The 26,375-nt window shown below is 66.1% G+C and carries 26 protein-coding genes; 10 read left to right on the plus strand and 16 right to left on the minus strand.

What is annotated here, in order from left to right:
- Positions 1–149: 149 nt before the first annotated feature.
- Genes radA through alr form a run of 4 tightly spaced genes read right to left on the minus strand, consistent with a single transcriptional unit; the run spans position 150 to position 3,358 of the window.
- Positions 150–1,553 (minus strand): DNA repair protein RadA, encoded by a 1,404-nt coding sequence (gene radA, locus LQK81_RS03695; protein ID WP_230803499.1) that lies wholly within the window; start codon positions 1,551–1,553, stop codon positions 150–152.
- Entirely contained in the window at positions 1,553–1,867 is a 315-nt protein-coding gene (locus LQK81_RS03700) for a type II toxin-antitoxin system RelE/ParE family toxin (RefSeq protein ID WP_230803500.1), read from the minus strand. The genes radA and LQK81_RS03700 overlap by 1 nt, the downstream gene beginning before the upstream one ends.
- Entirely contained in the window at positions 1,864–2,130 is a 267-nt protein-coding gene (locus LQK81_RS03705) for a type II toxin-antitoxin system ParD family antitoxin (RefSeq protein ID WP_230803501.1), read from the minus strand. Before LQK81_RS03705 ends, LQK81_RS03700 begins: the two co-directional genes overlap by 4 nt.
- Before the next feature lie 49 nt (positions 2,131–2,179).
- Entirely contained in the window at positions 2,180–3,358 is a 1,179-nt protein-coding gene (gene alr / locus LQK81_RS03710) for an alanine racemase (protein WP_230803502.1), read from the minus strand.
- 172 nt (positions 3,359–3,530) lie between these two features.
- Between alr and LQK81_RS03715 the strand changes: the two genes are divergently transcribed.
- Positions 3,531–4,136 carry a hypothetical protein gene (locus LQK81_RS03715; protein WP_230803503.1) on the plus strand — a complete coding sequence of 202 codons (606 nt, stop codon included), beginning with the start codon at positions 3,531–3,533 and terminating at the stop codon, positions 4,134–4,136.
- Between the two features lie 47 nt (positions 4,137–4,183).
- On the opposite strand, the gene LQK81_RS03720 is transcribed toward LQK81_RS03715, so the two are convergent.
- The 7 genes from LQK81_RS03720 to rpsF form a co-directional block, all read right to left on the minus strand.
- Entirely contained in the window at positions 4,184–5,611 is a 1,428-nt protein-coding gene (locus LQK81_RS03720) for a calcium-binding protein (RefSeq protein WP_230803505.1), read from the minus strand.
- 302 nt (positions 5,612–5,913) lie between these two features.
- The gene (locus tag LQK81_RS03725; protein ID WP_230803507.1) at positions 5,914–7,416 is read right to left on the minus strand and encodes a replicative DNA helicase; all 1,503 of its coding nucleotides are present in this window, start codon (positions 7,414–7,416) and stop codon (positions 5,914–5,916) included.
- Positions 7,417–7,696: 280 nt separating this feature from the next.
- A complete protein-coding gene (locus LQK81_RS03730) occupies positions 7,697–8,983 on the minus strand; it encodes an SAM-dependent methyltransferase (RefSeq protein ID WP_230803509.1) in 1,287 nt (428 codons plus the stop codon).
- A gap of 183 nt (positions 8,984–9,166) precedes the next feature.
- Positions 9,167–9,745, minus strand: coding sequence for a 50S ribosomal protein L9 (rplI, locus tag LQK81_RS03735; RefSeq protein ID WP_230803511.1), 579 nt, complete (start codon positions 9,743–9,745; stop codon positions 9,167–9,169).
- 20 nt (positions 9,746–9,765) lie between these two features.
- Positions 9,766–10,743, minus strand: coding sequence for a DUF2232 domain-containing protein (locus tag LQK81_RS03740; protein WP_230803513.1), 978 nt, complete (start codon positions 10,741–10,743; stop codon positions 9,766–9,768).
- Positions 10,744–10,977: 234 nt separating this feature from the next.
- The gene (gene rpsR / locus LQK81_RS03745) at positions 10,978–11,226 is read right to left on the minus strand and encodes a 30S ribosomal protein S18 (RefSeq protein WP_230803514.1); all 249 of its coding nucleotides are present in this window, start codon (positions 11,224–11,226) and stop codon (positions 10,978–10,980) included.
- Positions 11,227–11,250: 24 nt separating this feature from the next.
- Complete coding sequence (gene rpsF / locus LQK81_RS03750) at positions 11,251–11,706, minus strand: 30S ribosomal protein S6 (RefSeq protein ID WP_230803516.1); 456 nt, start codon at positions 11,704–11,706, stop codon at positions 11,251–11,253.
- A gap of 364 nt (positions 11,707–12,070) precedes the next feature.
- Here rpsF and LQK81_RS03755 point away from each other — a divergent pair, with 364 nt between their 5' ends.
- Together LQK81_RS03755 and LQK81_RS03760 are read left to right on the plus strand one after the other, a co-directional pair.
- Positions 12,071–12,391, plus strand: a complete 321-nt coding sequence (locus LQK81_RS03755; RefSeq protein ID WP_230803519.1) for a hypothetical protein — start codon at positions 12,071–12,073, stop codon at positions 12,389–12,391.
- A gap of 323 nt (positions 12,392–12,714) precedes the next feature.
- Positions 12,715–14,394, plus strand: coding sequence for a peroxidase family protein (locus LQK81_RS03760; protein WP_230803521.1), 1,680 nt, complete (start codon positions 12,715–12,717; stop codon positions 14,392–14,394).
- A gap of 28 nt (positions 14,395–14,422) precedes the next feature.
- Here LQK81_RS03760 and LQK81_RS03765 read toward each other — a convergent pair whose 3' ends face one another.
- A complete protein-coding gene (locus tag LQK81_RS03765) occupies positions 14,423–15,466 on the minus strand; it encodes an aldo/keto reductase (RefSeq protein WP_230803522.1) in 1,044 nt (347 codons plus the stop codon).
- Positions 15,467–15,730: 264 nt separating this feature from the next.
- Here LQK81_RS03765 and fabD point away from each other — a divergent pair, with 264 nt between their 5' ends.
- From fabD to gmk, 7 genes are all read left to right on the plus strand, one after another.
- Complete coding sequence (fabD, locus tag LQK81_RS03770) at positions 15,731–16,675, plus strand: ACP S-malonyltransferase (RefSeq protein ID WP_230803523.1); 945 nt, start codon at positions 15,731–15,733, stop codon at positions 16,673–16,675.
- Between the two features lie 58 nt (positions 16,676–16,733).
- A complete protein-coding gene (gene fabG, locus LQK81_RS03775) occupies positions 16,734–17,471 on the plus strand; it encodes a 3-oxoacyl-[acyl-carrier-protein] reductase (RefSeq protein ID WP_230803524.1) in 738 nt (245 codons plus the stop codon).
- Between the two features lie 279 nt (positions 17,472–17,750).
- Positions 17,751–17,987 (plus strand): acyl carrier protein, encoded by a 237-nt coding sequence (locus LQK81_RS03780; protein WP_097139127.1) that lies wholly within the window; start codon positions 17,751–17,753, stop codon positions 17,985–17,987.
- 109 nt (positions 17,988–18,096) lie between these two features.
- The gene (gene fabF, locus LQK81_RS03785) at positions 18,097–19,356 is read left to right on the plus strand and encodes a beta-ketoacyl-ACP synthase II (RefSeq protein WP_230803525.1); all 1,260 of its coding nucleotides are present in this window, start codon (positions 18,097–18,099) and stop codon (positions 19,354–19,356) included.
- Between the two features lie 315 nt (positions 19,357–19,671).
- Complete coding sequence (gene mltG / locus LQK81_RS03790) at positions 19,672–20,856, plus strand: endolytic transglycosylase MltG (RefSeq protein WP_230803526.1); 1,185 nt, start codon at positions 19,672–19,674, stop codon at positions 20,854–20,856.
- A gap of 154 nt (positions 20,857–21,010) precedes the next feature.
- Positions 21,011–21,898 carry a YicC/YloC family endoribonuclease gene (locus LQK81_RS03795; protein WP_230803527.1) on the plus strand — a complete coding sequence of 296 codons (888 nt, stop codon included), beginning with the start codon at positions 21,011–21,013 and terminating at the stop codon, positions 21,896–21,898.
- 3 nt (positions 21,899–21,901) lie between these two features.
- On the plus strand, positions 21,902–22,567 hold the full coding sequence (gmk, locus tag LQK81_RS03800) for a guanylate kinase (protein ID WP_230803528.1): 666 nt from the start codon (positions 21,902–21,904) through the stop codon (positions 22,565–22,567).
- A gap of 60 nt (positions 22,568–22,627) precedes the next feature.
- Here gmk and LQK81_RS03805 read toward each other — a convergent pair whose 3' ends face one another.
- The 4 genes from LQK81_RS03805 to LQK81_RS03820 all read right to left on the minus strand — a co-directional run bounded on the left by LQK81_RS03805 (position 22,628) and on the right by LQK81_RS03820 (position 26,282).
- Positions 22,628–23,260: a CatB-related O-acetyltransferase gene (locus tag LQK81_RS03805; protein WP_230803529.1), complete on the minus strand. Its 633-nt coding sequence runs from the start codon at positions 23,258–23,260 to the stop codon at positions 22,628–22,630.
- A gap of 148 nt (positions 23,261–23,408) precedes the next feature.
- On the minus strand, positions 23,409–24,239 hold the full coding sequence (gene rsmA, locus LQK81_RS03810) for a 16S rRNA (adenine(1518)-N(6)/adenine(1519)-N(6))-dimethyltransferase RsmA (protein ID WP_230803530.1): 831 nt from the start codon (positions 24,237–24,239) through the stop codon (positions 23,409–23,411).
- Positions 24,239–25,279, minus strand: coding sequence for a 4-hydroxythreonine-4-phosphate dehydrogenase PdxA (gene pdxA / locus LQK81_RS03815; protein WP_230803531.1), 1,041 nt, complete (start codon positions 25,277–25,279; stop codon positions 24,239–24,241). The genes rsmA and pdxA overlap by 1 nt, the downstream gene beginning before the upstream one ends.
- A 61-nt stretch (positions 25,280–25,340) precedes the next feature.
- A complete protein-coding gene (locus LQK81_RS03820; protein ID WP_412178866.1) occupies positions 25,341–26,282 on the minus strand; it encodes a SurA N-terminal domain-containing protein in 942 nt (313 codons plus the stop codon).
- Positions 26,283–26,375 lie beyond the last annotated feature (93 nt).

Here is a 26,375-nt window from a genome sequence, read left to right on the forward strand (position 1 = left end):
GCGATTTGTCGCGGCACTCTAGCCGATCGCGTTAGCGGCGTCTCAATTCGGTTCATCGGCAACGAACTGTTTCCACAAAGCTTTGCCAATTTCACGGCAGCCCGCCGGCCGGCGGCCTGTCGTGTCGTCGTCCCCTCGTTCCCGTCCCGTCAATCCCCGGCCTCGCCGCGCATCAGCGCGCCCTTCGAGCCGGCGATCCGGGCCACCAGGTCCGGCAGGCTGTCGATCTCCTGCCAGCGCCCGCCGTTGCCCTTCGGCAGTTCGGCCGAGCCAGTGGGCAGGACCGCTTGCGAAAAGCCCAGCTTTTCCGCCTCCTTGAGGCGCTGGGCGGTGTGTGAGACCGGCCGGACGGCGCCCGACAGGCTGACTTCGCCGAAATAGACGCAATCGGCAGGCAGGGCAAGGCCGGCCAGCGACGAAACGAGCGCGGCTGCGACGGCGAGATCGGCAGCCGGTTCGGAGATGCGGAAGCCGCCGGCGATGTTGAGATAGACGTCGTGCTGGCCGAGGCGGACGCCGCAATGGGCCTCCAGCACCGCAAGGATCATCGACAGCCTGGCCGAATCCCAGCCGACGACGGCGCGGCGCGCGGTGCCGAGCGAGGTCGGCGCCACAAGCGCCTGCACCTCGACGAGCACCGGGCGGGTGCCCTCCATGCCGGCGAAGACCGCAGCGCCCGGGGACTTCTCGTTGCGCTCGCCGAGGAAGAGTTCGGAGGGGTTGGCGACCTCGCGCAGGCCCTTGTCCGACATCTCGAACACGCCGATCTCGTCGGTCGGCCCGAAGCGGTTCTTGACGGTGCGCAGGATGCGGTAGTGATGGCCGCGGTCGCCCTCGAAATAGAGCACGGCGTCGACCATGTGCTCGACGACGCGGGGGCCGGCGATCTGGCCCTCCTTGGTGACGTGACCGACGAGCACAACGGCAGCGCCCGTCTGCTTGGCAAACCGGATCATCGCCTGCGCGCCGGTGCGCACCTGGGTGACGGTGCCGGGGGCCGATTCGACGATATCGCTCCACAGCGTCTGGATCGAATCGATGATGGCAAGGTCCGGCCGCTTGCCGTCGGCGAGCGTGGCGAGGATGTCCTCGACATTGGTCTCGGCGGCGAGCAGAACGTCGGTCTCGGCGGCGCCCAGGCGCTGGGCGCGCAGCCTGATCTGCGCGACCGCCTCCTCGCCGGAGACGTAGATGACGCGCTGGCCCTTGCGCGAAAGGGCGGCGGCGGCCTGCATCAGCACGGTCGACTTGCCGATCCCCGGATCGCCGCCGACGAGCACCGCCGAGCCGCGCACGAAGCCGCCGCCGGTGACCCGGTCGAGCTCGCCGATGCCGGTCGAAACCCGCGGCGCTTCCTCGATCTCGCCCGAAAGCGTGGTTAGCGCCACCACGCGGCCCTTCTTCGGCGTCTTGCCCGGCCCGCCGCCGATGCCCCCCATCGGGTCTTCCTCGACGACGGTGTTCCACTCGCCGCAGGCGTCGCACTTGCCGACCCAGCGCGCATGGACGGTGCCGCAGCTCTGGCAGACGAATTGGGTCCGGGCCTTGGCCATCAGGTCTCGCTTTCGGTGAAATCGTCCGGCGACAGGTCCTGCCGGCCGTGGAGGATGCGGATGACGACGATTCGTGTGTCGTACACCCGCAGATAGATGCATCGGTCTCGGTAGGGAAGGGCTCTCAATCCGGGAGCCAGCCAGTCTCGGGCAACACCGGTATAGCCGGCCGCCGCAGCTGATTTGATCTTGGCCTCGATCGCGCGGACGAAGCGCAGGGCGGCGTCAGGATTATCCTGAGCGATGAAATCGAATATGCCGATAAGATCCTCGATCGCCGCAGGCGACAGGCGGTAGTGCCGGGCCTCGATCACTTCGCGGACTTCGCGCGGGCGACGATATAGGCGGTCAGGTCGTCATCGGTCGAGAACTCGACATACTCGCCGTTCGCGATCTGCTGGTCGCCCTCCTCGATCAGCCGCCGCAATTCGTTCAGTTGCAGTTCGTCCCGCTCCAGCAGGCGCAGGCCCGCGCGCACGACTTCGCTGGCGTTGTTGTAGCGCCCGGAACTGACCTGCTCGTCGATGAAGGCTTCGAAATGGTCGCCGACCACGATGGATTTCTTTGCGTTCGACATGCCGACCTCCGCGATTTGCGGCGATCCTATCACTCAGGGAGAACAATTCCTACCGTGCAGCCTCGATGTAGTCCCGGCGGTAGCGCGGACCGAGGCTGGTCAGGAGCACGTAGTCGATCGTGCCGCCGGCGCGCGAGACGACCTCGATCGGCATGTGTGGGCCGAACAGCTCGATGAAGTCGCCGGCACGCACCGTTCCCGCCGGCAGGTCGGTCACGTCGAAATGGGTGAGGTCCATGGTGACGCGGCCGATCAGCGGCACGTGGTGGCCGTGCAGATAGCCCTTCGCACCGGAGACGACCGCCTGGCGCAGCGGCACGCCGGCGCCGGAGAGGCTGCGCAGGTAGCCGTCGGCATAGCCGATCGCAGCCACCGCGATCCGGCTGTCGCGGGAAAGCAGGGCCGAGGCCCCGTAGCCGACGCCCTCGCCGATCTTCGCCTCGCGCACCTGCAGGATCCGCGCCTCGGCCTTCACCACCGGCTTCATCGGGTTGGGCTCGCCGTTGACCGCCGCCCCGCCATAGACGGAGATGCCCGGGCGGGTCATGTCGAAGTGGAAATCCTGGCCAAGAAAGACGCCGGCGGAGTTTGCAAGGCTTGCCTCCACCCCCTCGAAGGCGCTTGCCGCGGCGCGGAAACGGTCGAGCTGCATGCGGTTCATCGGATGCAGGGGCTCGTCGCCGCAGGCGAGATGGCTCATGATCAGCACCGGCGAAAAGCTTGCCGGGCGGGCCGGGTCGTGGGCCAGCGCCGTGGCCTCGGCGACCGTCAGCCCGAGACGGTTCATGCCGGTGTCGACCTGCAGGACACACGGATAGTCGCCATGTTCCGAAATCGCCGCCATGAAGACGGCAAGCTGTTCGCTCGATGCGATGACGGGCACGAGGTCATGGCTGAAGAACAGCCGCTCCGAGCCGGCCCACATGCCGGAGAGGACGTAGATCCGGCCGTCGGGAACGGTGGGGCGAAGGGCCGCACCTTCCTGCGGGGTCGCCACGAAGAAGTCGCGCGCGCCGGCCTGGTAGAGGGTGCGCGCCGCCGGCTCCAGCCCGGTTCCATAGGCATTGGCCTTGAGCACGGCAGCGGTGCGGGCCTTCCCTGATTTTCGCGCCATGAGGCGCCAGTTGTCGGCGAGCGCTCCGAGGTCGACGGTGACACGGGCCGGTTCCTCGCCGGGAAGATCGTCCGACGAGACCGGGGCGGAGAAGGGAAAACCGTTGTTCGTCATATTTTCTGGAATACAGTCTCCGGCTTCCGGCAGCAACAGGATTGCGTCCGTGCGAAATTCCGCTAGAGCTTTGCGCGCAAGGACAATTCTGAGGCGATTTTGTCAGGCATGCCTCCGTTTTGCGTGCAATCCGGGTTCTGCGGTTGAGACATCGGGAGGTTGAACAGCAAGCATGCCAAGACGTATCGCCATCGCCTCGCTGGCGCTCGTTCTCGCCGCGGCGTCGCTCGTCCGGCCGGTCTGTGCGCAGGAGACGCCGGACCCGCCGCTGGAACTGCGCGATGCTTACGCGACCCTGCTCGGCCTCGATCTCGATGGCGAGGCGCCTGTCCGCGACGGCCGCACCGACATCTACCGCTCGAACCTCGACAACCCCGATGCGCCGCGTCTCGTCACCCGGCTGGAGGTGAGCGGCAACGAATGCCGCGTGCGCACCACCTCCGCACTCCAGACGCCCGGCGAATGGGCTGTGCTGTCGCTGACGATGATGGACCTGAAGCGGGTCGACAGCGCCGTCGCCTATGGATCGGTCGACGACCTGATCGCCGGAAAGAACCCGCTTCGCCCCGGCGACCCGCATGCGCGACAGCTCGTGCTCCGGGGCAGCCACCTGCAATGCACGAGCAGGCTCTCGCTCGCCGACGAGGCCGGCACCCCCCTGAGCACCTGCCACGACCGGCTCGACATCTCGATGATGGACGATGCCCAGGTGGCCCGGGTCCAGAGCGCCGTGGCGCTGCTGACCCGGACCTGTGACATTGACGCCCTGCGGCGATAGGGAGGTCCTGCGCGCACTCGGCGCCTGACCCATGCCGCCCGGGGGCGCTACAGGATGAAGTCCCCCTTCGACAGCGACAGGGCATCGTCAAGGTGAATGCCGAAATCAGCCTTCTTGTCGCCGTTCACGTCGGCATAGACATAGGTGTCGGATTTCGACTTGCTGACACGCAGTTCTCCCGGGTCGCCGGAAAACTTCTTCGACCCCACGAACTCGAAGGCCTGATCGCCGGACTTCTTCGTATTGGCGTCGATTGCGCTCAGATCGAGCTTGTCCCGCTGTGACTTGCTGAAGTCGAAGATCGTATCGCGGCCGCTGGAACCCGGCTTGGAGTCGGCGATCGATTCGAACACGAAAACGTCACGGCCCTTGCCGCCATACAGGGCGTCTGCGCCCTTCATGCCGGTGATCGTGTCGTTGCCACTATTGCCCCGAAGGGTGTTGCTGGCCGAACTGCCGGTCAGCACATCGTTCTTGCTGCCGCCCGAGACATGCTCGAAATTGCGAACGAGGAAGATCCCGTTGCCGGTATCGACGACATCGCTGATGCCGAGGTCGATGTCGAGCTTTCGTGTGAACGACGACATGATCAGGGTATCGGAGTTCCGGTCTGCCCCGGTCGATACGCCGGACCCGCCGTCGACGATCACGAACTGATCCGCCTCGGCGAGTTTGCGCAACGTGACGGTGTCGGCGTCGCGCCCACCGAACACGGCGTCGGCGCCGCCGGAACCGAGCGAGATCGTGTCCTTGCCCCGGCCGCCGGAGATGGTTCCGATCCAGCCCGAGGAGGTCGTGATGCTGTCGTTTCCGCGACCTGCATCGATGCTGTCGATTTCCGCGCCGCTCCCGATCTTGATGATGTCGCGGTCCTCCCCGGCGCGCACGACGCCCGCGCCACCGGAGCCGATTGTGACCTTGTTGGCGCCATGCCCGACGGAGATGTAGTCGACGTAGCCGGTGCCCGTCTTGACGCTGTCGTTGCCGCCGCCAAGCTCGATCTGCCCTGCGCCGGCCGCACCAAGCGTCAGGGTTTCCACGTTTCCGCTGCCCTTCACGACGTCGACATAGGTTCTATTGAAGGTCGCGACGCTCGATCCGGCGCCGTTCAGAGCGCCCAAAGCGAGAAAACCGACCGAGCCGCCAGTGCCGTCGGTGTTGTCCTTGATCACGGCCTTCACCTGGCCGGTGAAACGAAACATATCGATGTTCCAGCCGGAGCCTTCGAGCGTATATGTTGCAGTGCGCACAGGAAGAGAGTCTTCGACCCACGTATCGACGTAGAGAAGCCAGTTCTTGCCCCAGTCATACGGATCGACGCCCACTTTGAACGGCGTAGATCCGTCCAGCGTCACACTAATATTCGAAGTCAGTGTCGTCATTTGATTTCCCCATTCCCCAGCAATCAAATTTCCCGGATAAAAATGTCCAGGTGACTCGCATAATACGAGAGCAAGGTTGCAGATCAACAACAAGTGGGAAAATTGTTCGATTGGAAACTATGCTTATCCCCCGGCCGGACGCGATGCCATCCGGCTCGGCACGGTGCAAGTATGGCGTACTGTTGGTGCGAACGGTGGGACGTCGGCACGCGCCGCTCGCAACGTCGCGAGCCGGAATTGTCACTGTTCGAAGTGAGGGCGGGCGTTCGACCGCAGGTCACCGGCTGCCCCGTTGACCGCGATCGCCGATGGGTCGGGAGGCTGCTGCGGTGGCAGCCGATCTTGGCGCTTGAAGGCCGGACCCCGGTCCGGCCTCATGGGCGGCGAGGCGCCGCTCAGTGCTCTTCGTACTGCGCGAACGACGGGTCGGCGAGGTCGGCGAAGCGGGTGAATTCGGACTGGAAGGCGAGCTTCACGGTGCCGGTCGGCCCGTGGCGCTGCTTGGCGATGATCACGTCGGCCGTGCCCTTCACCTTCTCGAACTGCACCTTCCATTCTTCGTATTTCGGGTCGAACTCGTCGCGCGGCTCGAGGTTCTTGACGTAGTATTCCTCGCGGAACACGAACAGCACCACGTCGGCGTCCTGTTCGATCGAGCCCGATTCGCGCAGGTCGGAGAGCTGCGGCCGTTTGTCCTCGCGGCTTTCCACCTGACGGGAAAGCTGGGAGAGCGCGATGATCGGCACGTTGAGTTCCTTGCCGAGCGCCTTCAGGCCCGTGGTGATCTGGGTGATTTCCTGCACGCGGTTGTCGCTCGACTTGCCCGAGCCCGTCATCAGCTGGATATAGTCCACCACCAGGCAATCGAGGCCGCGCTGCCGCTTCAGCCGGCGGGCGCGGGCGGAAAGCTGGGCGATCGAGATACCGCCGGTCTGGTCGATGAACAGCGGCACCTTCTGCATCATCTGCGAGCAGGCGACGAGCTTCTCGAAATCGGCCTCGGAGATATCGCCGCGGCGGATCTTCGACGAGGAGACTTCCGTCTGCTCGGAGATGATACGGGTGGCGAGCTGCTCCGACGACATTTCCAGCGAGTAGAAGCCGACGACGCCGCCGTTCTTGGCCTTGTACGATCCGTCGGCCTGCACCTCCTGCTCATAGGCGGCAGCGATGTTGTAGGCGATGTTCGTTGCGAGCGACGTCTTGCCCATGCCCGGGCGGCCGGCGAGCACGATCAGGTCCGAACGCTGCAGGCCGCCCATGCGGGCGTCGAGCGAATGGATGCCGGTCGAGATGCCCGACAGCGAGCCGTCGCGCTCGAAGGCGGCTCCCGCCATGTCGATCGCAAGCGCCACAGCATCGTTGAACGACTGGAAGCCGCCGTCGTAGCGGCCGGTCTCGGCCAGTTCGAACAGCCGCCGCTCCGCATCCTCGATCTGGCTCTGCGGGGGCATGTCGAGCGGTGCGTCATAGGCGATGTTGACCATGTCCTCGCCAATGGTGATCAGCGAGCGCCGCAGCGCCAGGTCGTAGATCGCGCGGCCGTAGTCCTCGGCGTTGATGATGGTCACCGCCTCGGCCGCAAGCCGGGCGAGATATTGCGGGATCGTCAGGTCGCCGACACGGCCGTCGGCCGGAAGGTGCGTCTTCAGCGTGATCGTCGTTGCGATCTTGCCCATGCGGATCGTGTCGCCGGCAAGCTCGAAGATCTTGCGGTGAAGCGGCTCCTGGAAATGGATCGGCTTGAGGAAATCGGAGACGCGATAATAGGCGTCGTTGTTAACCAGGATCGCGCCCAAGAGCGCCTGCTCGGCCTCGATGTTGCTCGGCGCCTCGCGGTGGTGCACCCCGAGATCGTCGCGGCCCGGATTGGCAAGCTTTCGCACGGCGTCGTTCATGTGGCCCGTTTCTCCCGAATCCCGTCTGCGCTGAAGCCTCTGCTTTCAACCGGGGCAGAGCGGGGGTCAAGCGCCGACTGTGCCGCAATGCCGTTCACCGGCCGGGCGAATCAGTCTTGGACACAGTCTTAGACCTTTCCACAACGGCGCCCGTGCGCAAAGTCCACAGTGCGGATTTAAACGGCCCGGATCGGGCCGAAACGGGGAAGGGTACTTGACGCCGCCGTGGAGCGATTCGGCCGGCGCGGGAACGGCCGGCCGGCCGCACGCCGGGCCACCGTCAGAGGGAGGCTTCCTGCGGGAAACGGCGTGCGCCGCCGCCGCGCGCCTTGCCGTCGCCCTCCCGGGCCTTCAGGCAGCCTTCGCCATGCTCGATGTAGTCGCGGGTGAGCGGCACGGCTTGCTGGTCGTGGGCGAGCTGCAACTGGAACACCACCAGGTTCTGCCAGCGGAACGCGCTCTCGGAGGCGGCCAGATAGAACTCCCAGATCCGGCAGAAGCACTCGTCGTAGAGCGCCTTCGCCTCGTCGCGCCGCGCCATGAAGCGAAGCCGCCAGTGCCGCAGCGTCTCGGCATAGTGCAGCCGCAGGATCTCGATGTCGGTGATCGCAAGCCCCGATTTCTCCACTGCCCGCATCACCTCCGACAGGGCCGGGATGTAGCCGCCGGGGAAGATGTACTTCTCGATGAACGGGTTGTTGGTCGTCGGCGCGTCCGTCCGGCCGATCGTGTGCAGCAGCATGACGCCGTCCCGCCGCAGAAGCGAACCCGCCTTGCGGAAGAAGGTCAGGTAGTTCGGCCGCCCGACATGCTCGAACATGCCGACCGAGACGATGCGGTCATAGGTATCGGGGACATTGCGGTAGTCTTCCAGCAGGAACCGCACCTCGTCGTCTAGGCCGGTGGCCCTGGCGCGCTCGCGCGATACCGCGAACTGCTCGTCCGACAGGGTGACGCCGGTGACGCGCGCGCCGAGGTTGCGCGCGAGGTAGAGCGCCATGCCGCCCCAGCCGCTGCCGATGTCGAGGACCGAAAGCCCCGGCCGCCGCATCGTCAGCTTCGCGGCGATGTGCCGCTTCTTGGCCAGTTGCGCATCGTCGAGGCTCTGTTCCGGCGTCTCGAAATAGGCGCAGGAATATTGCTTGTCCTCGTCCAGGAACAGGTCGTAGAGCGCGCCGGTGAGGTCGTAGTGGTGCTGGACGTTGTCGCGCGAGCGCCGGATCGTGTTCTTCTCCCGAAGCCAGCGCAGGGGATAGCGCATCCGCTCCAGAAGCCGGTTCCAGCGGCCGTCGTAATATTTGAAGTCGGGATTGCCGGTGAACACCGTCTCCAGAAGGTCGTACATGTCGCCTTCGACGAGGTCGATATCGCCGGTGCCGTAATAGTGGCCGAGATAGTAGGCCGGGTCGAAGATGAGCCCCCGCACGGCGCGCTTGCTGTTCAGCCGCACGTGGACCGGCTTGCCGGTGCGGTCGCCGGCTTCCGTCGTCGTGCCGTCGGGAAATGTCAGTTTCAGATTGCCACGTTGTACCAGGCGCGAGATCGTCGCGGAAAGAACGTATTTCATCAGCGGACTCCATCGCAGGCTGCGGCGGAGCGGGTCTGGTCGGAAACCGGCCTGGGAGCGGCCCGACCGCCTTTCCAGTCTGATTACAATAACAAATAACAAAAAAACCCGGATTTCAACCCGGGTTTTTGTACGTTTGAGTTGTGTTCCGCGCGGTCGGAAATTCCGCCGCCGGCGCCGGCCTCAGGCCTGCTCTTCTTCCTCGCCGTCGGCTTCCGGATCGAAGAAGTCTTCCGGCTTCAGGGCGTCCTCGTCGACGCCGTAGATGGCGTCAGCCGACGTCAGGGTCTCGCCCTTGGCCTGGCGCTCGGCTTCGTCGGCCGAACGGGCGACGTTGACCTGGACCGAGATCTCGACTTCGGCATGCAGGTGCAGGACGACCTTGTGCAGGCCGATCGCCTTGATCGGCGTGTTCAGCTCGACCTGGTTGCGGCCGACGTTGAAGCCTTCGGCAGCCAGCGCGTCGATGATGTCGCGAGCGGCGACCGAACCGTAGAGCTGGCCGGTTTCGCCGGCGGAGCGGACGATGACGAAGGATTTGCCGTCGAGCTTGTCGGCAACCGTCTGGGCTTCCGACTTGCGCTCGAGGTTGCGGGCTTCCAGCGTCGCGCGCTCGGCTTCGAAGCGCTTCTTGTTGGCTTCGTTGGCGCGCAGTGCCTTGCCGAGCGGCAGCAGGTAGTTACGGGCGAAGCCGTCGCGGACCTTTACCGTCTCGCCCATCTGGCCGAGCTTGGAGATACGTTCGAGGAGGATCACTTCCATGTTGGTTCCTTTCTTTGCATTCAGGGTTTGTTGGATTTCGTTTCAGGCTTGGGGCCTGCCGGGGTCAGCGCGATGGTGCGCCGCGTATCCGTCAGGCCGAGAACGAGGACGACGAGCACCGGCAGCGCGAACAGCAGCACCGATGCGTAGGCGAGCCAGAGGGCCGCCAGCCGCCACGGCTTGCCGCGCGTGCGGTAGTGCAGGATGGCGAAGCCGGAGAGCACGAAGCCGGCGCCGAACGTGCCGCAGATCAGTGCGCCGATGATCGCCGGCAGCCCGCCGAGGAAGCACAGGATCAGCCCGCCGAGGAAGACGAAGACGGCGTTGCGGTGCATGCGCACGGCCATCGGCATGTCCTCGCGCGGCCGCAGTCCCTTGCCCGACAGGCGCACGATGGCAGACGCGATGTAGAAGGCGGCAAACAAAAGCAGCACCCACAGCGCGCCCTGCACCAGCGGCAGCGCCATGCCGAAGATCGCCTTCATCTGGGCGATCGTGGCGGCATCGGGATTGTAGAGCGGCTCCTGCTCCTTGAGCGCCGCCAGCATCACCTCGACCATCTGGCTTGCGAGTTCGCCGCTGTAGCCGATGATCGTTCCAACCGCGATCATGCCGAGCGTCACCATGATCGCCAGGTGCGTCAGGATGTTCGACATCGGATACCAGGCGAGCGCATCCTTCGGGCCGCCGATCTCGGAGGCCGGGCGGGCGAGATTGGCGAGGTTGCTGAGCCAGCCGGCCGGGATCAGCGTGATGATGACGATCAGGAGCGCGAAATGCGAGGACGCGAGCGCGGCTGCGACGCAGCCGCCGGCGATGACGGCGATCAGCGCGCTGGCATTGCCCCAGCCGAGCCCGGCAATGAGGATCGGCAGCGCGGAGCCCGCGAACAGGACGATCGAAAGAATCGACTGGACGTTCGCGCTCAGCGAAAGCAGAGCGGCGGTCACACCGGCGACGAGCCCGGTCGCGATCGAGGTCCAGTTCAGGTTCTGCACAGCGCTGTCCTGTCGTTTTCGACAGTTAGAGGAGTTTCCTGACAAACGCCTTGAGGCCGGTTTGCTTCAGGAACGGCTCCCCAACATGGGATTTTGGCCGGGCGCGGCCTGTGGCTGCTCCCGCCGGTGATGTCCGATCCGCGCCCAACGCGGAAGGGAGGAGGGAAGGCGGCGTCCGCCTTCCCTCGAAGTGCTCTGCATGCCGGCCGGGGCCGGCACGCAGGGTCCGCCAGATTAGGCTACGATGTAGGGCAGCAGGCCCAGGAAGCGGGCGCGTTTGATCGCCTGGGCGAGTTCGCGCTGCTTCTTCTGGGAAACGGCCGTGATGCGGGACGGAACGATCTTGCCGCGCTCGGAAATGTAGCGCGAGAGCAGGCGCACGTCCTTGTAGTCGATCCGCGGTGCGTTGGCACCGGAGAAGGGGCAGGTCTTGCGGCGGCGGTGGAACGGGCGGCGTGCCGGAGCGGAAGAAATATCAGCCATTGTCGTTGTCTCCTTCGGCTTCGGTTACGCGCGGTCTTCGCGCGGGGGGCGGTCGCCACGGGGCGGACGGTCGCCGAAGTCGCGGCGCGGGCCACGGTCGCCGAAGTCGCGGCGCGGGCCGCGGTCGTCGCCGTCACGGCGCGGGCGGTCATCGCGGTCGCGCTTCTGCATCATCGCGGACGGGCCTTCTTCGTGGGCTTCGACGGCGATGGTCATGTAGCGCAGGACGTCTTCGTTGATGCGCATCTGGCGTTCCATCTCCTGGACGGCAGCAGCCGGCGCGTCGATGTCCATCAGCGCGTAGTGCGCCTTGCGGTTCTTCTTGATGCGGTAGGTGAGGGACTTCAGGCCCCAGTTCTCGACCCGGCCGACCTTGCCGCCGTTTGCTTCGATCACGCCCTTGTACTGTTCGACGAGAGCGTCGACCTGCTGGGCGGACACGTCCTGGCGGGCCAGGAATACATGTTCGTAGAGAGCCATGTGGCTTTGCCTTTCTTGCGTTTGATCCACACCCGGAAACCGGCGCCAAGCCTCAACGACTGATCTTTGGCCGGAAGGCCGTGCAAGAAAAGCGTTTCATCTATACGGTCGAGAGCGGAGACACGGGAGGCCGGAACGCTTCCGTTCCTGTCGTCGCCCTTTCGGGAAACGGCCCTCCGTCCAGCCACCAGCCGAGAAGACCGGGTGTATTGAACAGCGCGCTTATACGGATTTTTCCGCAGAAGGCAAGGGGCGGAGGCGGCGGGAAACCGGAGGGCCGTCGGCGGATGCGGAGTCCGGGCGGGAACAACATGCCGGAAGCTGCGTTGTTCTCCCCGACGCAACCAAAAAGGAGCGCGGAAACATGCAAGATCCTGTTGAGAACCGACCCGTTCACGAGACCCGCCCGCCGGAGGACCGCACCACCGTGGTCAATACGAGCACGGGTGGAAGCGGAGCCGGCGGCTGGGCCGTAGCGGCGATCGTGGCCGTGCTGGTCGCTGTCGGCGCCTTCTACTTCATGGGCAGCGGCCCCGGCGACAGCGTGGATCCGAACGCCAACACCTCGTCGATCGGCACGCAGGAACCGGCGCCGGCAACGCCGCCGGCAGCAGCCCCGACCGAAGGCGCCGCCGACCCGGCCCCGCAGCCCGTCGAACCGGCTGCTCCGGCAACCGGCCAGTAAAGTCGTTGCATACGGCGGGGGCCTCTCCTGCCGGTCGCGGACCACGTTCAGCGTAAAAGCAGTCCGCAATGCGCAAAGCCCGCCCCTCGTGGCGGGCTTTGTCGTGTCCGCATGACGCTGCCGCCAATTCCCGGTCATCGATGGAAGGACGTTCCTCCCGGTGTTCCGGAGCCGCCCCCTGCCGCCTAACCCTCCTAAGCCTTTTGCCTGATGTGACGGTCGATTGCCAACCGGCCGTCACAGGCACATCATAGTTGTGGAAATAAATAATACACCAATAAATAGAATAACTGTCCCGATCTTCAGAACGAGGAGGCTTCGCCATGGACCACGGCAGCAAGACTTTTGAAGTCACCGCACCCCGCTCGCGATCCTATCAGGGCGGCTTCGGCCGGCTCTTTCCGGATCTCGCCCCCTGGTACCCGATCGGCGTGCCGGAACACAGGCTCGAGGAGCATTTCCTGAAGTTCGCCTCGGAGAGCATGGTGGAGTTTCCCGGCCAGTCGCCGTCCGCTCTCGCCGCCGCGGCCGCCGCCGCCGACCCGAACGTAGTCGAGCCCTTCGATTCCGACATCCCCTCCGGCTATGTCTATTTCGGCCAGTTCGTCGATCACGACATGACGCTGGACGCCACACCGCTCAGTTCCGCCGAGGTCGACCCCAACCGGCTGCACAATTTCCGCACGCCCCGCCTCGATCTGGACTGTCTCTACGGCCAAGGGCCGGCCGCCCAGCCGCACCTCTACGCGCACGATGCCAAAGGGGCGTTCACGGGAAAATTCCTCGTTGCCCCGTTTGATCCCGGCACCTTCGAGGCAGCACCGAACGGCTTTGCCAACGTCCCGCGCACCTTGTCCGACCTTCCGCGGAATGCGGAGAACCGGGCGCTGATCGGCGATCCCCGCAACGACGAGAACGTCATCGTCGCCCAGTTTCACCTGGCGTTCCTGCTGGCCCACAACCGGCTATTCGACCGGGCCACCCGCGCCATGCCGGGCGCCACCGTTGCCGAGCGTTTCGAGGCGGCGCGAAAGACGCTCCGCTGGCTCTACCAGTGGATCGTCTGGAGCGACTTCGTCCGGCGCATCGCCGATCCCGTCGTCCATGCAACGGCGCTGGAGGAGAGGATCCAGCCCGACGGCCGCGTGCTCTGGGAGATGGGCTACAAGGACGACGTCTACGACTGGAAGCAGGATCCGTTCATGCCGGTCGAGTTCTCCGTCGCGGCCTATCGCTTCGGCCACTCGATGGTCCGCAACGCCTATCAGACCAACAGCAACACGCATGTGGCGGGTTTCCGCGTCTTCTTTCCGATCTTCGACGATCACGGCAGGTCGAGTCTCAGGGGCGGCGTGCCGTTCGATCTCGTCCGGGTGCTGCAGTGGGACTGGTTCCTAAAATTCACGACCTCCGGCGGTCCGTTCCCGCAGCGCGCCCGCAAGATCGACACAAAGCTCGCCAATGCCCTGCTGCACCTGCACGAGGACCCGGACGCCCCCGGCAACCCGAAGAAGCTCCTGAACGTGCTGGCGGCGAGGAACCTGGTCCGCGGCGTGCGGATGAAGCTGCCGGCCGGCGACGACGTCGCCCGGCTGTTCGGGCTTCCCCCCGTAGCACTTGCGCAAGATGAGCCGAAGACGCTGTGGTACTACGTGCTGAAGGAGGCGGAGGCGCAAGGGGGCGGCAGGCTCGGCCCGGTCGGCTCGATTGTCGTCGCGGCCACTTTTGCCGGAATCCTGAAGGGCGATCCGTTGTCCTGGCTGAACCAGCAGCCGACATGGGGGCCGCATCGCGATCCCCTGCTGACGGGAAAAAGGGGGGACGGCACGCCGATCGATTTCGGCGAGGATCCGGCAGAGCCCGCGATCGACGCCGACAACGAGATGGACGGCAACAGCGAATGGGGCCTGCCGGCGGTCATCAGGCTGTCGCGGCTTCCGATCGACGGCCCGCCCTTCCGCGACATCACCGTGGTTCCGGCGGCACTGGCGGCCGCCGGTTAGCGCAAATCGGCCACGGGCGGGAGAGGGCTCAGATCGGAGCCGGATACTGCCTGTGGATCCGGGCGATGCCGTCCAGCACGTCTGCGGAGAGCGCGACGTCCGCCGCTGCGATATCGGTCTTCAACTGCTCCATCGTCGTCGCGCCGATGATGACGGAGGCCATGAACGGGCGGGTCAGGCAGAAGGCGAGCGCAAGCTGCGACAGGTCGAGGCCGTGTTCGCGCGCAAGCGCCGCATAGGCCGCGACCGCCGGCTCCTGGTAGGGCTGGTAGCGGCCGCCGAGATCGCCGTTGATGGTCAGCCGCGATCCGTCCGGACGCGCGCCGCCGAGATACTTGCCCGTCAGCAGGCCGGCGGCCAGCGGCGAATAGGCCAGAAGCCCGACGTCTTCGTGATGGGCAAGCTCGGCGAGGTCGAGGTCGAAGCTGCGGTAGAGCAGGTTGTACTCGTTCTGGATCGAGGCCATGCGCGGCAGGCCGAGCGTGTCGGAGAGCTTGAGGAACTGCATCGTTCCCCAGGCGGTCTCGTTGGAGAGCCCGACGGCGCGGATCTTGCCCGCCTTGTGCAGTTCGCCGAGCGTCTCCAGGATTTCCGCCAGTTCCGCGCCAGTCCGGGCGGGGTCCTGGTTCGACGGGTCGTAGGCCCAGGAATGGCGGAAGTGGTAATGGCCGCGGTTCGGCCAGTGCAGCTGGTAGAGGTCGAGGTAGTCCGTGCGCAGCCGCTCCAGGCTGCCCTCGACCGCCTCGAGGATCGCCGCCCGCGTCATCGGGCCGCCGCCGCGAATATAGGAACGCCCGGGACCGGCGACCTTGGAGGCGAGCACCACCTTGTCGCGGTTTCCGCGCGCGGCGAGCCAGGACCCGATGAAGCGCTCCGTGGCACCATAGGTCTCGGGCGAGACCGGCGTGGTCGGATAGAGTTCGGCGGTGTCGATGAAGTTGACGCCGGCGTCGAGGGCATAGTCGAGCTGCAGATGCGCCTCGGCCTCGCTGTTCTGCGAGCCCCAGGTCATCGTGCCGAGGCAGATTTCGGAGACCTTGATGCCGGTCCGGCCGAGAAGATTGTATTTCATGAGCGGAATTTCTGTGCGTGGGCGGCGCGCCCTTGGGCTTGCGCGGCGGAATTGGAAGGACGGCGCAGGCCTGCGCCGCGCCAGAAGGTAAACGCTGGGCCTGCAATTTCAAGTCGGAGGCAGGATGATCGCCGATCGGGCGCAGATGATGCGCCGCATTCTCCCTGAATACCGGCAGGTCGTTCCCCGTCCGGCACGCGCGCAAATCTTGACTCGCTGCCGCATTCCGTGAATGGAGGGGAAAACAACGACGGGAGAAGCCCAATGACCATCGCTTTCACCTTCCCTGGCCAGGGCAGCCAGGCTGTCGGCATGGGCAAGGAACTGGCGGAGACCTATGCGGAAGCGGCTGCCGTCTTCGCCGAGGTGGACGACGCCCTCGGGGAGAAGCTGTCTGCGACCATGTTCGAGGGCCCCGAGGCCGAACTCACGCTGACGGCAAACGCCCAGCCGGCGCTGATGGCCGTCTCCATGGCGATCGTCCGCGTGCTGGAGGCTCGCGGCCTGATCCTGCGCGACACGGTCTCCTACGTCGCCGGCCATTCGCTCGGCGAGTATTCCGCCCTCTGTGCCGCCGGCGCCTTCACCATAGCCGACACGGCCCGGCTGCTGCGCATCCGCGGCAACGCCATGCAGGCGGCCGTCCCCGTCGGCGAAGGCGCCATGGCCGCCATCATCGGCCTCGAGCATGATGAGGTGCAGGCGATCTGCGACGCCTCGCTGGTGCACGGCTCCTGCCAGATCGCCAACGACAACGGCGGCGGCCAGCTGGTGATTTCCGGTGCCAAGCCCGCAGTCGAGCTTGCGGCGCGCACCGCCACCGAGAAGGGCGCCAAGCGTGCGCTGATGCTGCCGGTCTCCGCGCCCTTCCATTCGGCGCTGATGGCGCCGGCTGCCGAGGCGATGCGCGAGGCGCTGGCGGCAGTGGCGATCCGCGAGCCGGTCGTCCCCGTCGTCGCCAATGTCTCCGTCCAGCCCGTCACCGATCCCAAGGAGATCGCCCGGCTGCTCGTCGAGCAGGTCACCGGCCAGGTGCGCTGGCGCGAGACGGTGGAATGGTTCGCCGGCAACGACGTGACCTCGCTTTACGAGATCGGCTCTGGCAAGGTGCTGACGGGGCTTGCGCGTCGCATCGACAAATCCGTCACCGGCTACGCCGTCAACACGGCGACCGATATCGAGAACCTGCTGCAGACCCTCTGCGGCTGACACCCGGGCAGCGGGCCCAAGGGTCCCGCGCGCATCCCAAGGAAAACGGACGACAACCATGTTTGATCTTTCTGGCCGCAAGGCACTGGTAACCGGCGCATCCGGCGGCATCGGCGAGGAAATCGCCCGCTCGCTGCATGCGCAGGGCGCGATCGTCGGCCTGCACGGCACGCGCGTCGAGAAGCTTGAAGCGTTGGCGAACGAGCTCGGCGAGCGCGTGCACGTCTTTCCCGCCAACCTCGCCGACCGCGCCGAGGTCAAGGCGCTCGGCGAGAAGGCCGAGGCCGAGCTCGGCGGCGTCGACATCCTCGTCAACAACGCCGGCATCACCAGGGATGGCCTGTTCGTGCGCATGAGCGACGAGGACTGGGATGCGGTTCTGGAAGTGAACCTGACCTCCGTCTTCCGCCTGACGCGCGAACTGACCCATCCGATGATGCGCCGCCGCTACGGTCGCATCATCAACATCACCTCCGTCGTCGGCGTCACCGGCAATCCGGGCCAGGCGAACTACTGCGCCTCCAAGGCCGGCATGATCGGCTTTTCCAAGTCGCTCGCCCAGGAGATCGCCACCCGCAACGTCACCGTCAACTGCGTCGCGCCCGGTTTCATCGAGAGCGCCATGACCGGCAAGCTCAATGACAAGCAGAAGGAAGCGATCATGGGGGCGATCCCGATGAAGCGCATGGGCACCGGTGCGGAGGTCTCCTCGGCCGTGGTCTATCTCGCCTCTTCGGAAGCGGGCTACATGACCGGCCAGACCCTGCACGTCAACGGCGGCATGGCGATGATCTGACCCGGTCGCGAAAACACCGCGTTGTCGCATGAAAATAGCATGTTGACCGCGGCTTGCGCGGCGATTTTCGGACTTTGCGGCAGACTTAAACCGTGTTAATCGGGCCATGACTGTCAGCAGTCGACCGGGGTATGCAGGCTTTTTGCGGCGCTCTTTGGCGGCGCCCGAGGGCATCTACGGTTGAAAAAGAATTGCCCGGGATCACTTTCATTCCGGGCTTGGTTAGTGCCCCGGCGCCGTGAACGGCGCCGAAGAAAACAAAGGTCGAGGATTTCCGACATGAGCGATATCGCAGAACGCGTAAAGAAAATTGTGATCGATCATCTGGGCGTTGACGCCGACAAGGTCAGCGAAGGCGCGAGCTTCATCGATGATCTCGGCGCGGACTCGCTCGACACCGTCGAACTGGTCATGGCCTTCGAGGAAGAATTCGGCGTCGAGATTCCCGACGATGCGGCAGACTCGATCCTGACGGTCGGCGACGCCGTCAAGTTCATCGAGAAGGCACAGGCCTGATCATGTTTTTCCGGCGGGCCGTGTAAACGGCCCGCCGCGACCCCGCTTGCGGCCAGCACCTGTGTGCGCCGCCTCGGTCCAGGAAAAGACATAGGGTGGATCACCGACGATGAGACGTGTCGTTATCACAGGTACCGGCATGGTATCTCCTTTGGGCTGTGGTACCGAAGTGACCTGGTCCCGCCTTCTCGCCGGCGAGAGCGGCGCCCGTCAGGTGAGCGGCTTCGAGTTCGAGGATCTTCCCGCAAGAATTGCCTGCTACATTCCGACCGGCGACGGCACGGACGGCACCTACAGCGCCGACCAGTGGTTGGAGCCGAAGGAGCAGCGCAAGGTCGATCCCTTCATCGTCTATGCGGTCGCTGCCGCCGACATGGCGCTCGAGGATGCCGGCTGGCATCCGAAGACCGACGAGGAGCAGGTCGCCACCGGCGTCCTGATCGGTTCGGGCATCGGTGGCCTCGAGGGCATCGTCGAGGCAGGCTACATCCTGCGCGACAAGGGCCCCCGCCGCGTCTCTCCCTTCTTCATTCCCGGCCGCCTGATCAACCTCGCCTCCGGCCAGGTTTCGATCCGCCACAAGCTGCGCGGCCCCAATCATTCCGTCGTCACGGCCTGTTCGACCGGCGCGCATGCGATCGGCGATGCTTCGCGCCTGATCGCGCTCGGCGATGCCGACGTCATGGTCGCCGGCGGCACCGAATCGCCGATATCGCGCATGGCGCTCGCCGGCTTCTCCGCCTGCAAGGCGCTGTCGACGCAGTACAACGACGAGCCGACCATGGCCTCGCGCCCCTATGACCGCGACCGCGACGGTTTCGTCATGGGCGAGGGCGCAGGCATCGTCGTCCTCGAGGAGCTCGAGCACGCCAAGGCCCGCGGCGCCAAGATCTATGCCGAGGTGGTCGGCTACGGCCTCTCCGGCGACGCCTACCACATCACCGCGCCCTCCGAGGACGGCGACGGCGCCTATCGCTGCATGCAGATGGCGCTGAAGCGCGCCGGCCTGACCCCCGCCGACCTCGACTACGTCAATGCCCACGGCACCTCGACGATGGCCGACACGATCGAGCTCGGCGCGGTCGAGCGGCTGGTCGGAAACCATGCCGCCAGGCTGTCGATGTCGTCGACGAAGTCGGCGATCGGCCACCTGCTCGGCGCGGCCGGCGCGGTGGAGGCGATCTTCTCGGCGCTCGCGATCCGCGACAACGTCGCGCCGCCGACGCTCAACCTCGACAATCCGGAGGTCGAGACGGCCATCGACCTCGTGCCGCACAAGGCGCGCAAGCGCGAGATCAACGTGGCGCTCTCCAATTCCTTCGGCTTCGGCGGCACCAACGCTTCGCTGGTCCTGCGCCGCTATGCCTGATCCGTCTCCGCGCCGCGGCGAATAGGCCGCGGCGTTGGGCCGTTCGGTCAGGGGATGCCGGGCGAATTCCGGTGACGGCGACGCGCTCGCCGCGCCCGAGGCAACACCGACGACGACTGCGGATCCCGCCCGGGGCGGGTTCCGTTCCTGTTTTTGCCGTATTGGTCTGCCCTAGTGGATCACGCGTTCGTGTGGGGTCATCGGGGCGCAGCTACAATAAACATCTGCGCATGATTCTTCTCCGCCCGACTGTCGCGGGGTGCGCGCGGGCAGGGAGGAGCGGACCAACATGGCCAGATCATTCGAGGAGTGTCCGTGAGCGACAATAACGATTCCAGCGACATGACCTTCGGTCGCGGCGACAATGCCAGCAAGGGGCCGATCATCCCGAAGTCGGCAAACGAGGTGCTGCGTCCCGAGCAGGTCCCGCACCCGCCGCGCCGCTCGCGCAAGGCGCGCAGCCAGCTGGTCATCTTCCTGAATTTCGTCATGACCGTCATCGTGCTGGTCACGGTGGCCGCGGCCGGGATCTTCTATTACGCGCTCGACACCTACGAGAGGCCCGGTCCGCTGGAGACCAACACCAACTTCATCGTCCGCAACGGCGCCGGCCTCAACGAGATCGCCGCCAGCCTCGAGCGCAACAACGTCATCACCGACAGCCGCGTCTTCCGCGGCATGAGCCGCATCTACCTGCAGGACGAGGTGCTGAAGGCCGGCGAATACGAGATCCGCGCCAATGCCTCGATGCACGACGTGCTGGAACTGCTGAAGTCCGGCAAGTCCATCCTCTACAGCGTCTCGGTACCCGAGGGCCTGACGGTCAAGCAGGTGTTCCAGCGCCTGTCGGACGATCCGGTTCTGGAGGGCGACCTTCCCGCAGAGCTTCCGGCCGAGGGCTCGCTGATGCCCGACACCTACAAGTTCTCCCGCGGCACCAAGCGCGCCGACATCCTCCAGCAGATGCTGGGCGCCCAGAAGGCGCTGGTGGCGCAGATCTGGGATCGGCGCGACGACGGCCTGCCGATCGCGACCGAGGCCGAACTGGTGACGCTCGCCTCGATCGTCGAGAAGGAGACGGGCAGGGCGGACGAGCGCCCCCGCGTCGCCTCGGTGTTCATCAACCGCCTCGAAAAGAACATGCGCCTGCAGTCCGACCCGACGATCATCTACGGGATCTTCGGCGGCGACGGCAAACCGGCCGACCGGCCGATCCTGCAGTCCGACATCGAAAAGCAGACGCCCTACAACACCTACGTGATCAGGGGCCTGCCGCCGACGCCGATCGCAAATCCGGGGCGCGCCGCACTCGAGGCGGTGGCCAATCCGTCCAGGACCGACGACCTCTACTTCGTCGCCGACGGCACCGGCGGCCACGCCTTCGCCGAAACGCTCGACGACCACAACGCCAATGTCCGCCGGTGGCGCAAGCTGGAGGCCGAGAAGGCCGCCGAGGCCGCCAAGGAGGCGCAGGACGCCGGACAGGCGACCAGCCAGTGACGATGCCGGGGGCGGCGCGTCCGCCTCCGCCCGCCGCATCGGCTGTGTGTTGTCGACGGACCCCACGCTTTTCCTCCCGGAAAGAGCTATAAGAAAAGGGAGCGCGCTGCGGCTGATTCCGCAGGCGCCGCATCCAGCTCGAGCGGAGATCGCCATGCCTTTGCAATCCATGACCGGGTTCGCGCGAAGCGAGGGGACGAGCGGCCGTTGCCGCTGGGCCTGGGAGCTGCGCTCGGTCAACGGCAAGGGGCTCGACCTGCGCATCCGCCTGCCGCAGGGTTTCGAGCACTTCGAGCCGGCCGTGCGGCAGAAGGCGGCGGCCGTCTTCACCCGCGGCAACATGCAGATCGGCCTTTCCGTCTCGATCGCCGAGCCGCAGGTGCAGCCGGTGGTCAACCAGGGGGCGCTCTCGGCGATCCTGTCGCTGCGCGAGCAGCTTGCCGGCATCGTCGACCCCGCCCCGCTGCGGCTGGACACGCTGCTTTCGGTGCGCGGCGTGGTCGATTTCCGCGAGGCCGAGGAGAGTGAGGACGAGCGTGCGCGCCGCGATGCCGACATCGCCGCGGGCCTCGATGCCGCCGTCGAGCGCCTGCTTGCCATGCGGCAGGGCGAGGGCGGTGCGCTGCAGCAGGTGCTTTTTGCGCAGGTCGGCCGGATCGCCGAGCTGGCCGCCCTCATCGAGGCCGACGACAGCCGTGGCGTCGAGGCGATCGCCGGGCGGCTTGCCCAGCAGGTCCAGATGCTGATGCAGGGCAATGGCGGCCTCGACCGCGACCGGCTCTACCAGGAGGCCGTTCTGCTCGCCACCAAGGCGGACCTGCGCGAGGAGATCGACCGGCTGGGCGCCCATGTCCGCGCCGCGGGCGAGCTGCTGGCGGCCGACCACCCGGTCGGAAGAAAGCTGGACTTCCTTGCACAGGAATTTAACCGGGAAGCGAATACCATCTGCTCCAAGTCCAACGCCGCCGCCGTCACGGCCGCCGGCATCGAACTCAAGGTCGTGATCGACCAGTTCCGCGAACAGATACAGAATTTGGAGTAGGCCATGACCGCGCCGCAGAAGTCCCAACCGATCCAGATTGCCCGGCGCGGGCTGATGCTGGTGATTTCCTCGCCCTCGGGCGCCGGCAAGTCGACGATCGCCCGCAACCTTCTGGAACGCGATGCGGGGATCAGCCTGTCGGTCAGCGTCACCACCCGGCAGCGCCGCCCGAGCGAGATCGCCGGCCATCACTATCATTTCATCGACCGGGGCGAATTCGACATGCTGCGCGATTCCGACGCGCTTCTGGAATGGGCCGAGGTGCACGGCAATTTCTACGGCACCCCGCGCAAGCCGGTCGAGGAGGCGATGGCCGCCGGTCGCGACATGCTGTTCGACATCGACTGGCAGGGCGCGCAGCAGTTGCAGGAGAAGATGGCGGCGGACGTGGTCTCGATCTTCATCCTGCCGCCGTCGATGACCGAGCTGCAGTCGCGCCTGCACCGCCGCGCCGAGGACACCGAAGAGGTGATCGCGACGCGGCTCGCCAATTCCCGCGCCGAGATCGAGCACTGGCATGAATACGACTACGTCATCCTCAACGACGACCTGACGGCCGCCTTCGACGCCGTGCAGAGCATCGTCAAGGCCGAGCGCCTGCGCCGCGACCGCCGCCACGGCATGTTCGACTTCGTCTCGAAACTCTTGACCGAGAAGCCGGCACTTTGAGGGTGAGATCGGCAGCGAAATGACGCTTCAGGGGCGATTGTCGGCCGCATTGCCTGGTTTTCAAACGATCCTGAGTGCCGCGAGGTCGCCCTCTTCAAGGATGGCCAGGTTCGCGTCGATTTTCTCGAGGGGCCAATGCCACCAGGCAATATCGAGAAGCGCGCTGACGGTCTCGGCGGGATAGCGCATCCGAATGACCGTAGCCGGATTCCCTCCGACAACTGCGTAAGGTGGAACGTCGCGGGCGACGACGGACCCGGCAGCGATGATCGCGCCTGAACCGATCTGCACGCCCGGCATGATCGCTGCGTTATGGCCAATCCAGACGTCGTGCCCGACCACCGTATCTTTGACCGGCAGGTCCTTGTAGCCGAAGGTCTCGGGCCTGAAGATGCGGAATGGATAGGTGGTAAAGCCCGTCATCGGATGATTGGCGGAACTTGTGATGAAATAGCTTCCCCTGGCGATCTGGACAAAACTGCCGATGATCAACCGCTCGCGGACGCTGTGACCGAGATAGGGCGCGAGTATTTCGGCAGTGTCCTCCGGCTCGCCGGAGTGGGTGAAATAGCTGTATTCGCCGATCTCCATGCGCGGATGGCTGATAACGTTCTTGAGGTGGACAGTGTCGCGATAGAGCGTTTCGTCCGGCAGGGTGATTGGGTGCGTTGCATTCGCATCGAGAAGAGGCATCAAAATCACCGTTCAGAGCAAGGCTGGCAGTCGGAAGACCGAGGCTAGCCCCTTGGGAGCGAGGGAATCCATCCCGCGACCCGAATGCTCCGATGAATAATTCGAATGGTGTTGCGCTTGACGCTTTGGCGATCGGATCGTCGGCTGCTCAGAGGCTGTTCGCCAGCGTCACGAATTCCTCGACCGACAGCGTTTCCGCCCGCCGTTGCGGGTCGATCCCTGCTTTTGCCAGCAGCGCCTCGCCGCCGAGCGCTTTCAGGCTCTGGCGCAGCATCTTGCGGCGCTGGCCGAAGGCCGCCTGGGTGACGCGCTCGAGTGCTGCGGCCGGGCAGGGCAGGGGATCTGCGACCGGCTCGAGATGGACGACCGAGGAGGTGACCTTCGGCGGCGGCACGAAGGCCTGCGGCGGCACGTCGAAGGCGAGCCGCGCCTGCGTCCGCCAGCCGGCCAGCACCCCGAGGCGGCCATAGTGGTCGTCGTCCTCCCGGGCAACGATGCGCAGGCCCACCTCGCGCTGGAACATCAGCGTCAGCGACCGGTAGAACGGCGGCCACGCCTTCGGCAGCAGCCAGTTCACCAGCAATTGCGTGCCGACATTATAGGGCAGGTTGGCGATGATGCGGACCGGCTCGCCCGCAGGCACCAGCGCCTCGAAATCGACCTTCAGCGCGTCGCCCTCGATCACGCTCAGCCGGCCCGGATAGTGGTCGGAGATCTCCTGCAGCGCCGGCATCGCGCGGGCGTCGCGTTCGATGGCGATCACATGCTTCGCCCCGAGCGACAGGATCGCGCGCGTCAGCCCGCCCGGACCGGGGCCGACCTCGATGACGGTGCAGTCCTCCAGCGGCCCGGCGGTGCGGGCGATCTTCTGGGTCAGGTTGAGGTCGAGCAGGAAGTTCTGGCCGAGTGACTTCTTCGCGTCCAGCCCGTGGCGCTGGATCACCTCGCGCAGCGGCGGCAGTCCGTCGATTGCCGCCATCAGCCTTCGCCCCGCAGCGCCGCCGCACCTTCGTGCAGCGCGAGTTCCCGGGCGAGCCGCAGCGCCGCCAGCAGGCTGTCCGGCTTCGCCTTGCCCGTGCCGGCCAGCGCGAACGCGGTGCCGTGGTCGGGCGAGGTGCGGATGAAGGGCAGGCCGAGGGTGGCGTTCACCGAATCGTCGAAGCCGAGCGCCTTGGCCGGGATCAGCGCCTGGTCGTGATACATGCAGATCGCCACGTCATAGGTGGCACGCGCAGCCTCGTGGAACATGGTATCGGCCGGCAGCGGCCCGAAGGCGTCGATGCCCGCAGCCTTCAGCCGCGCGATCGCCGGCGCCACCACGGCGTCGTCCTCCACCCCCAGCGCCCCGCCTTCGCCGGCATGCGGGTTCAGGCCGGCGACGGCCAGCCGCGGCGCGGCGATGCCGAAGCGCTGGCGCAGATCGTTCGCCGTCACAAGCGCCGTCTCGAAGACGAGGTCTTCGGTCAGTGCCGCCGGAACGTCCTTCAGCGGAATGTGGATCGTGACAGGAACGCTGCGCAGCTTCGGCCCGGCAAGCAGCATGACCGGCAGGACCGGCCGGCCGGTCGCGCGCGTGGCGAGGGCGGCGAGATATTCGGTATGGCCGGGGAAGGGGAAGCCGGCGTCGTAGAGCACCGCCTTGGCGATCGGGTTCGTCACCACCGCCGCGCATCGTCCCGCCATCGTCAGCGTCACCGCCGTCTCGATCGCGCCGATGATCGCACCGGCATTGCGCGACGACGGTGCGCCGGCAAGGGCGGGTTCGGCAAGACGGACCGGCAGGACGGGAATGGCGTCGTCGAATACGGATGCGGCGGTCTCGGGGGTCGCCTCCGCGATCGCCGCCTCGGTTCCGAGCGCCTTCGCACGGTCCGCAAGCGCCTCCGGGTCGCCGATGAAGAGAAAGGCCGGCAGGCCGAGGGTCCGGCGCGCGGCCCAGAGCGCGAGCGTGATGTCGAGACCGATCCCGGACGGGTCGCCCATCGTAAGGGCCAGCGGGGGAGCGGTCACAGCGGTCATGGATGCGGTTTCTGTCAAGGAGGCACCGGCGCGACAGGGGCGCACCGGCGCTCTAAAGGGATCAGCGGTTGACGATCTGCGCCTTGCTGCGCAGCTCATCGAGATATTTCTGGCTGTTGCTGTCTTCCTTCTCGCCGCCGCCCTTACCGAGTTCCTCGGCGCGGAAGACCATCTCGGCCGCCATGTCGTCATTGACCTCGCGCTTCTTGCAGATGCCGAGATACTCGACGCCGCGCGGCGTCACGCGCGTGCCGGTCGTGTTGCCCTGGGCCTTCTCGATCAGCGGCTTCCAGTCTTCCGGCAGCTGCGGGGCGAGCACGCGGCCGAGTTCCTTGATCGATACGTCGTGCATGGTCGCCGCGAAGATCTTGGCGTCGTCGCAGCCCGGATATTTCGAGCGCGAGGCTTCCGCCTCGGCCTGGCGCTTGCCGAGAATGGCGCTGCGGCGCTTCTCCGGAACGACGAAGATCACCTGCTGCAGGAAATATTCGGTGGTGGACGGCTTCTGCCCGCCGCTTTCCTGCATGCGCTCCACCAGCGACTTGCCGCCGGGACCGTTGCCGTAGCGGGCGTTGACCACCCGCGGCCAGCTCATCTGCACGGCGATGTACTGCTTGAAGTGATCCGAGCCGACGCCGGCCTGGTCGAGGATCTTGTTGAGCTGGTCCGTCGACAGCTTGTTGCCGGAGGCGAAGCGGGCATAGGACGCGTCGACGTCCGCCGTGCTGACCGACATCCTCAGACGCGCGATCTCGCTGCGCTTGAGCGTCTCGTCGATCAGTTGCTGGCGCGCGATCTCGCGCGTGCTCTTGGTCCGCTGGAGTTTCAGGAAGGCCGCCCGGCGGCTGACGTCGCCCGAGGTGATGGCCGAACCGTTCACGACGGCCTCGACCCCGGTTGCCGCGACGGCCGGGCCTGCGAAAGGCGGCGCGACGGTTGCCGTGGCCGCAAGGATGACCGTGCCGAGAGCCATCGCCCGCATCATTGACATCATGTTCCTCATGCCCATCCCTTTCCGTGGCTCGGCGCGCCGTCCGCATCCCGTCGGGATGCCCGCGTGCCGGTCCGGAGAGCGTTGCAGTGTGCCGCTGCGCGC

The sequence above is a fragment of the Rhizobium sp. GN54 genome (genome assembly GCF_021026345.1).
Taxonomy (GTDB): Bacteria; Pseudomonadota; Alphaproteobacteria; order Rhizobiales; family Rhizobiaceae; genus Mycoplana.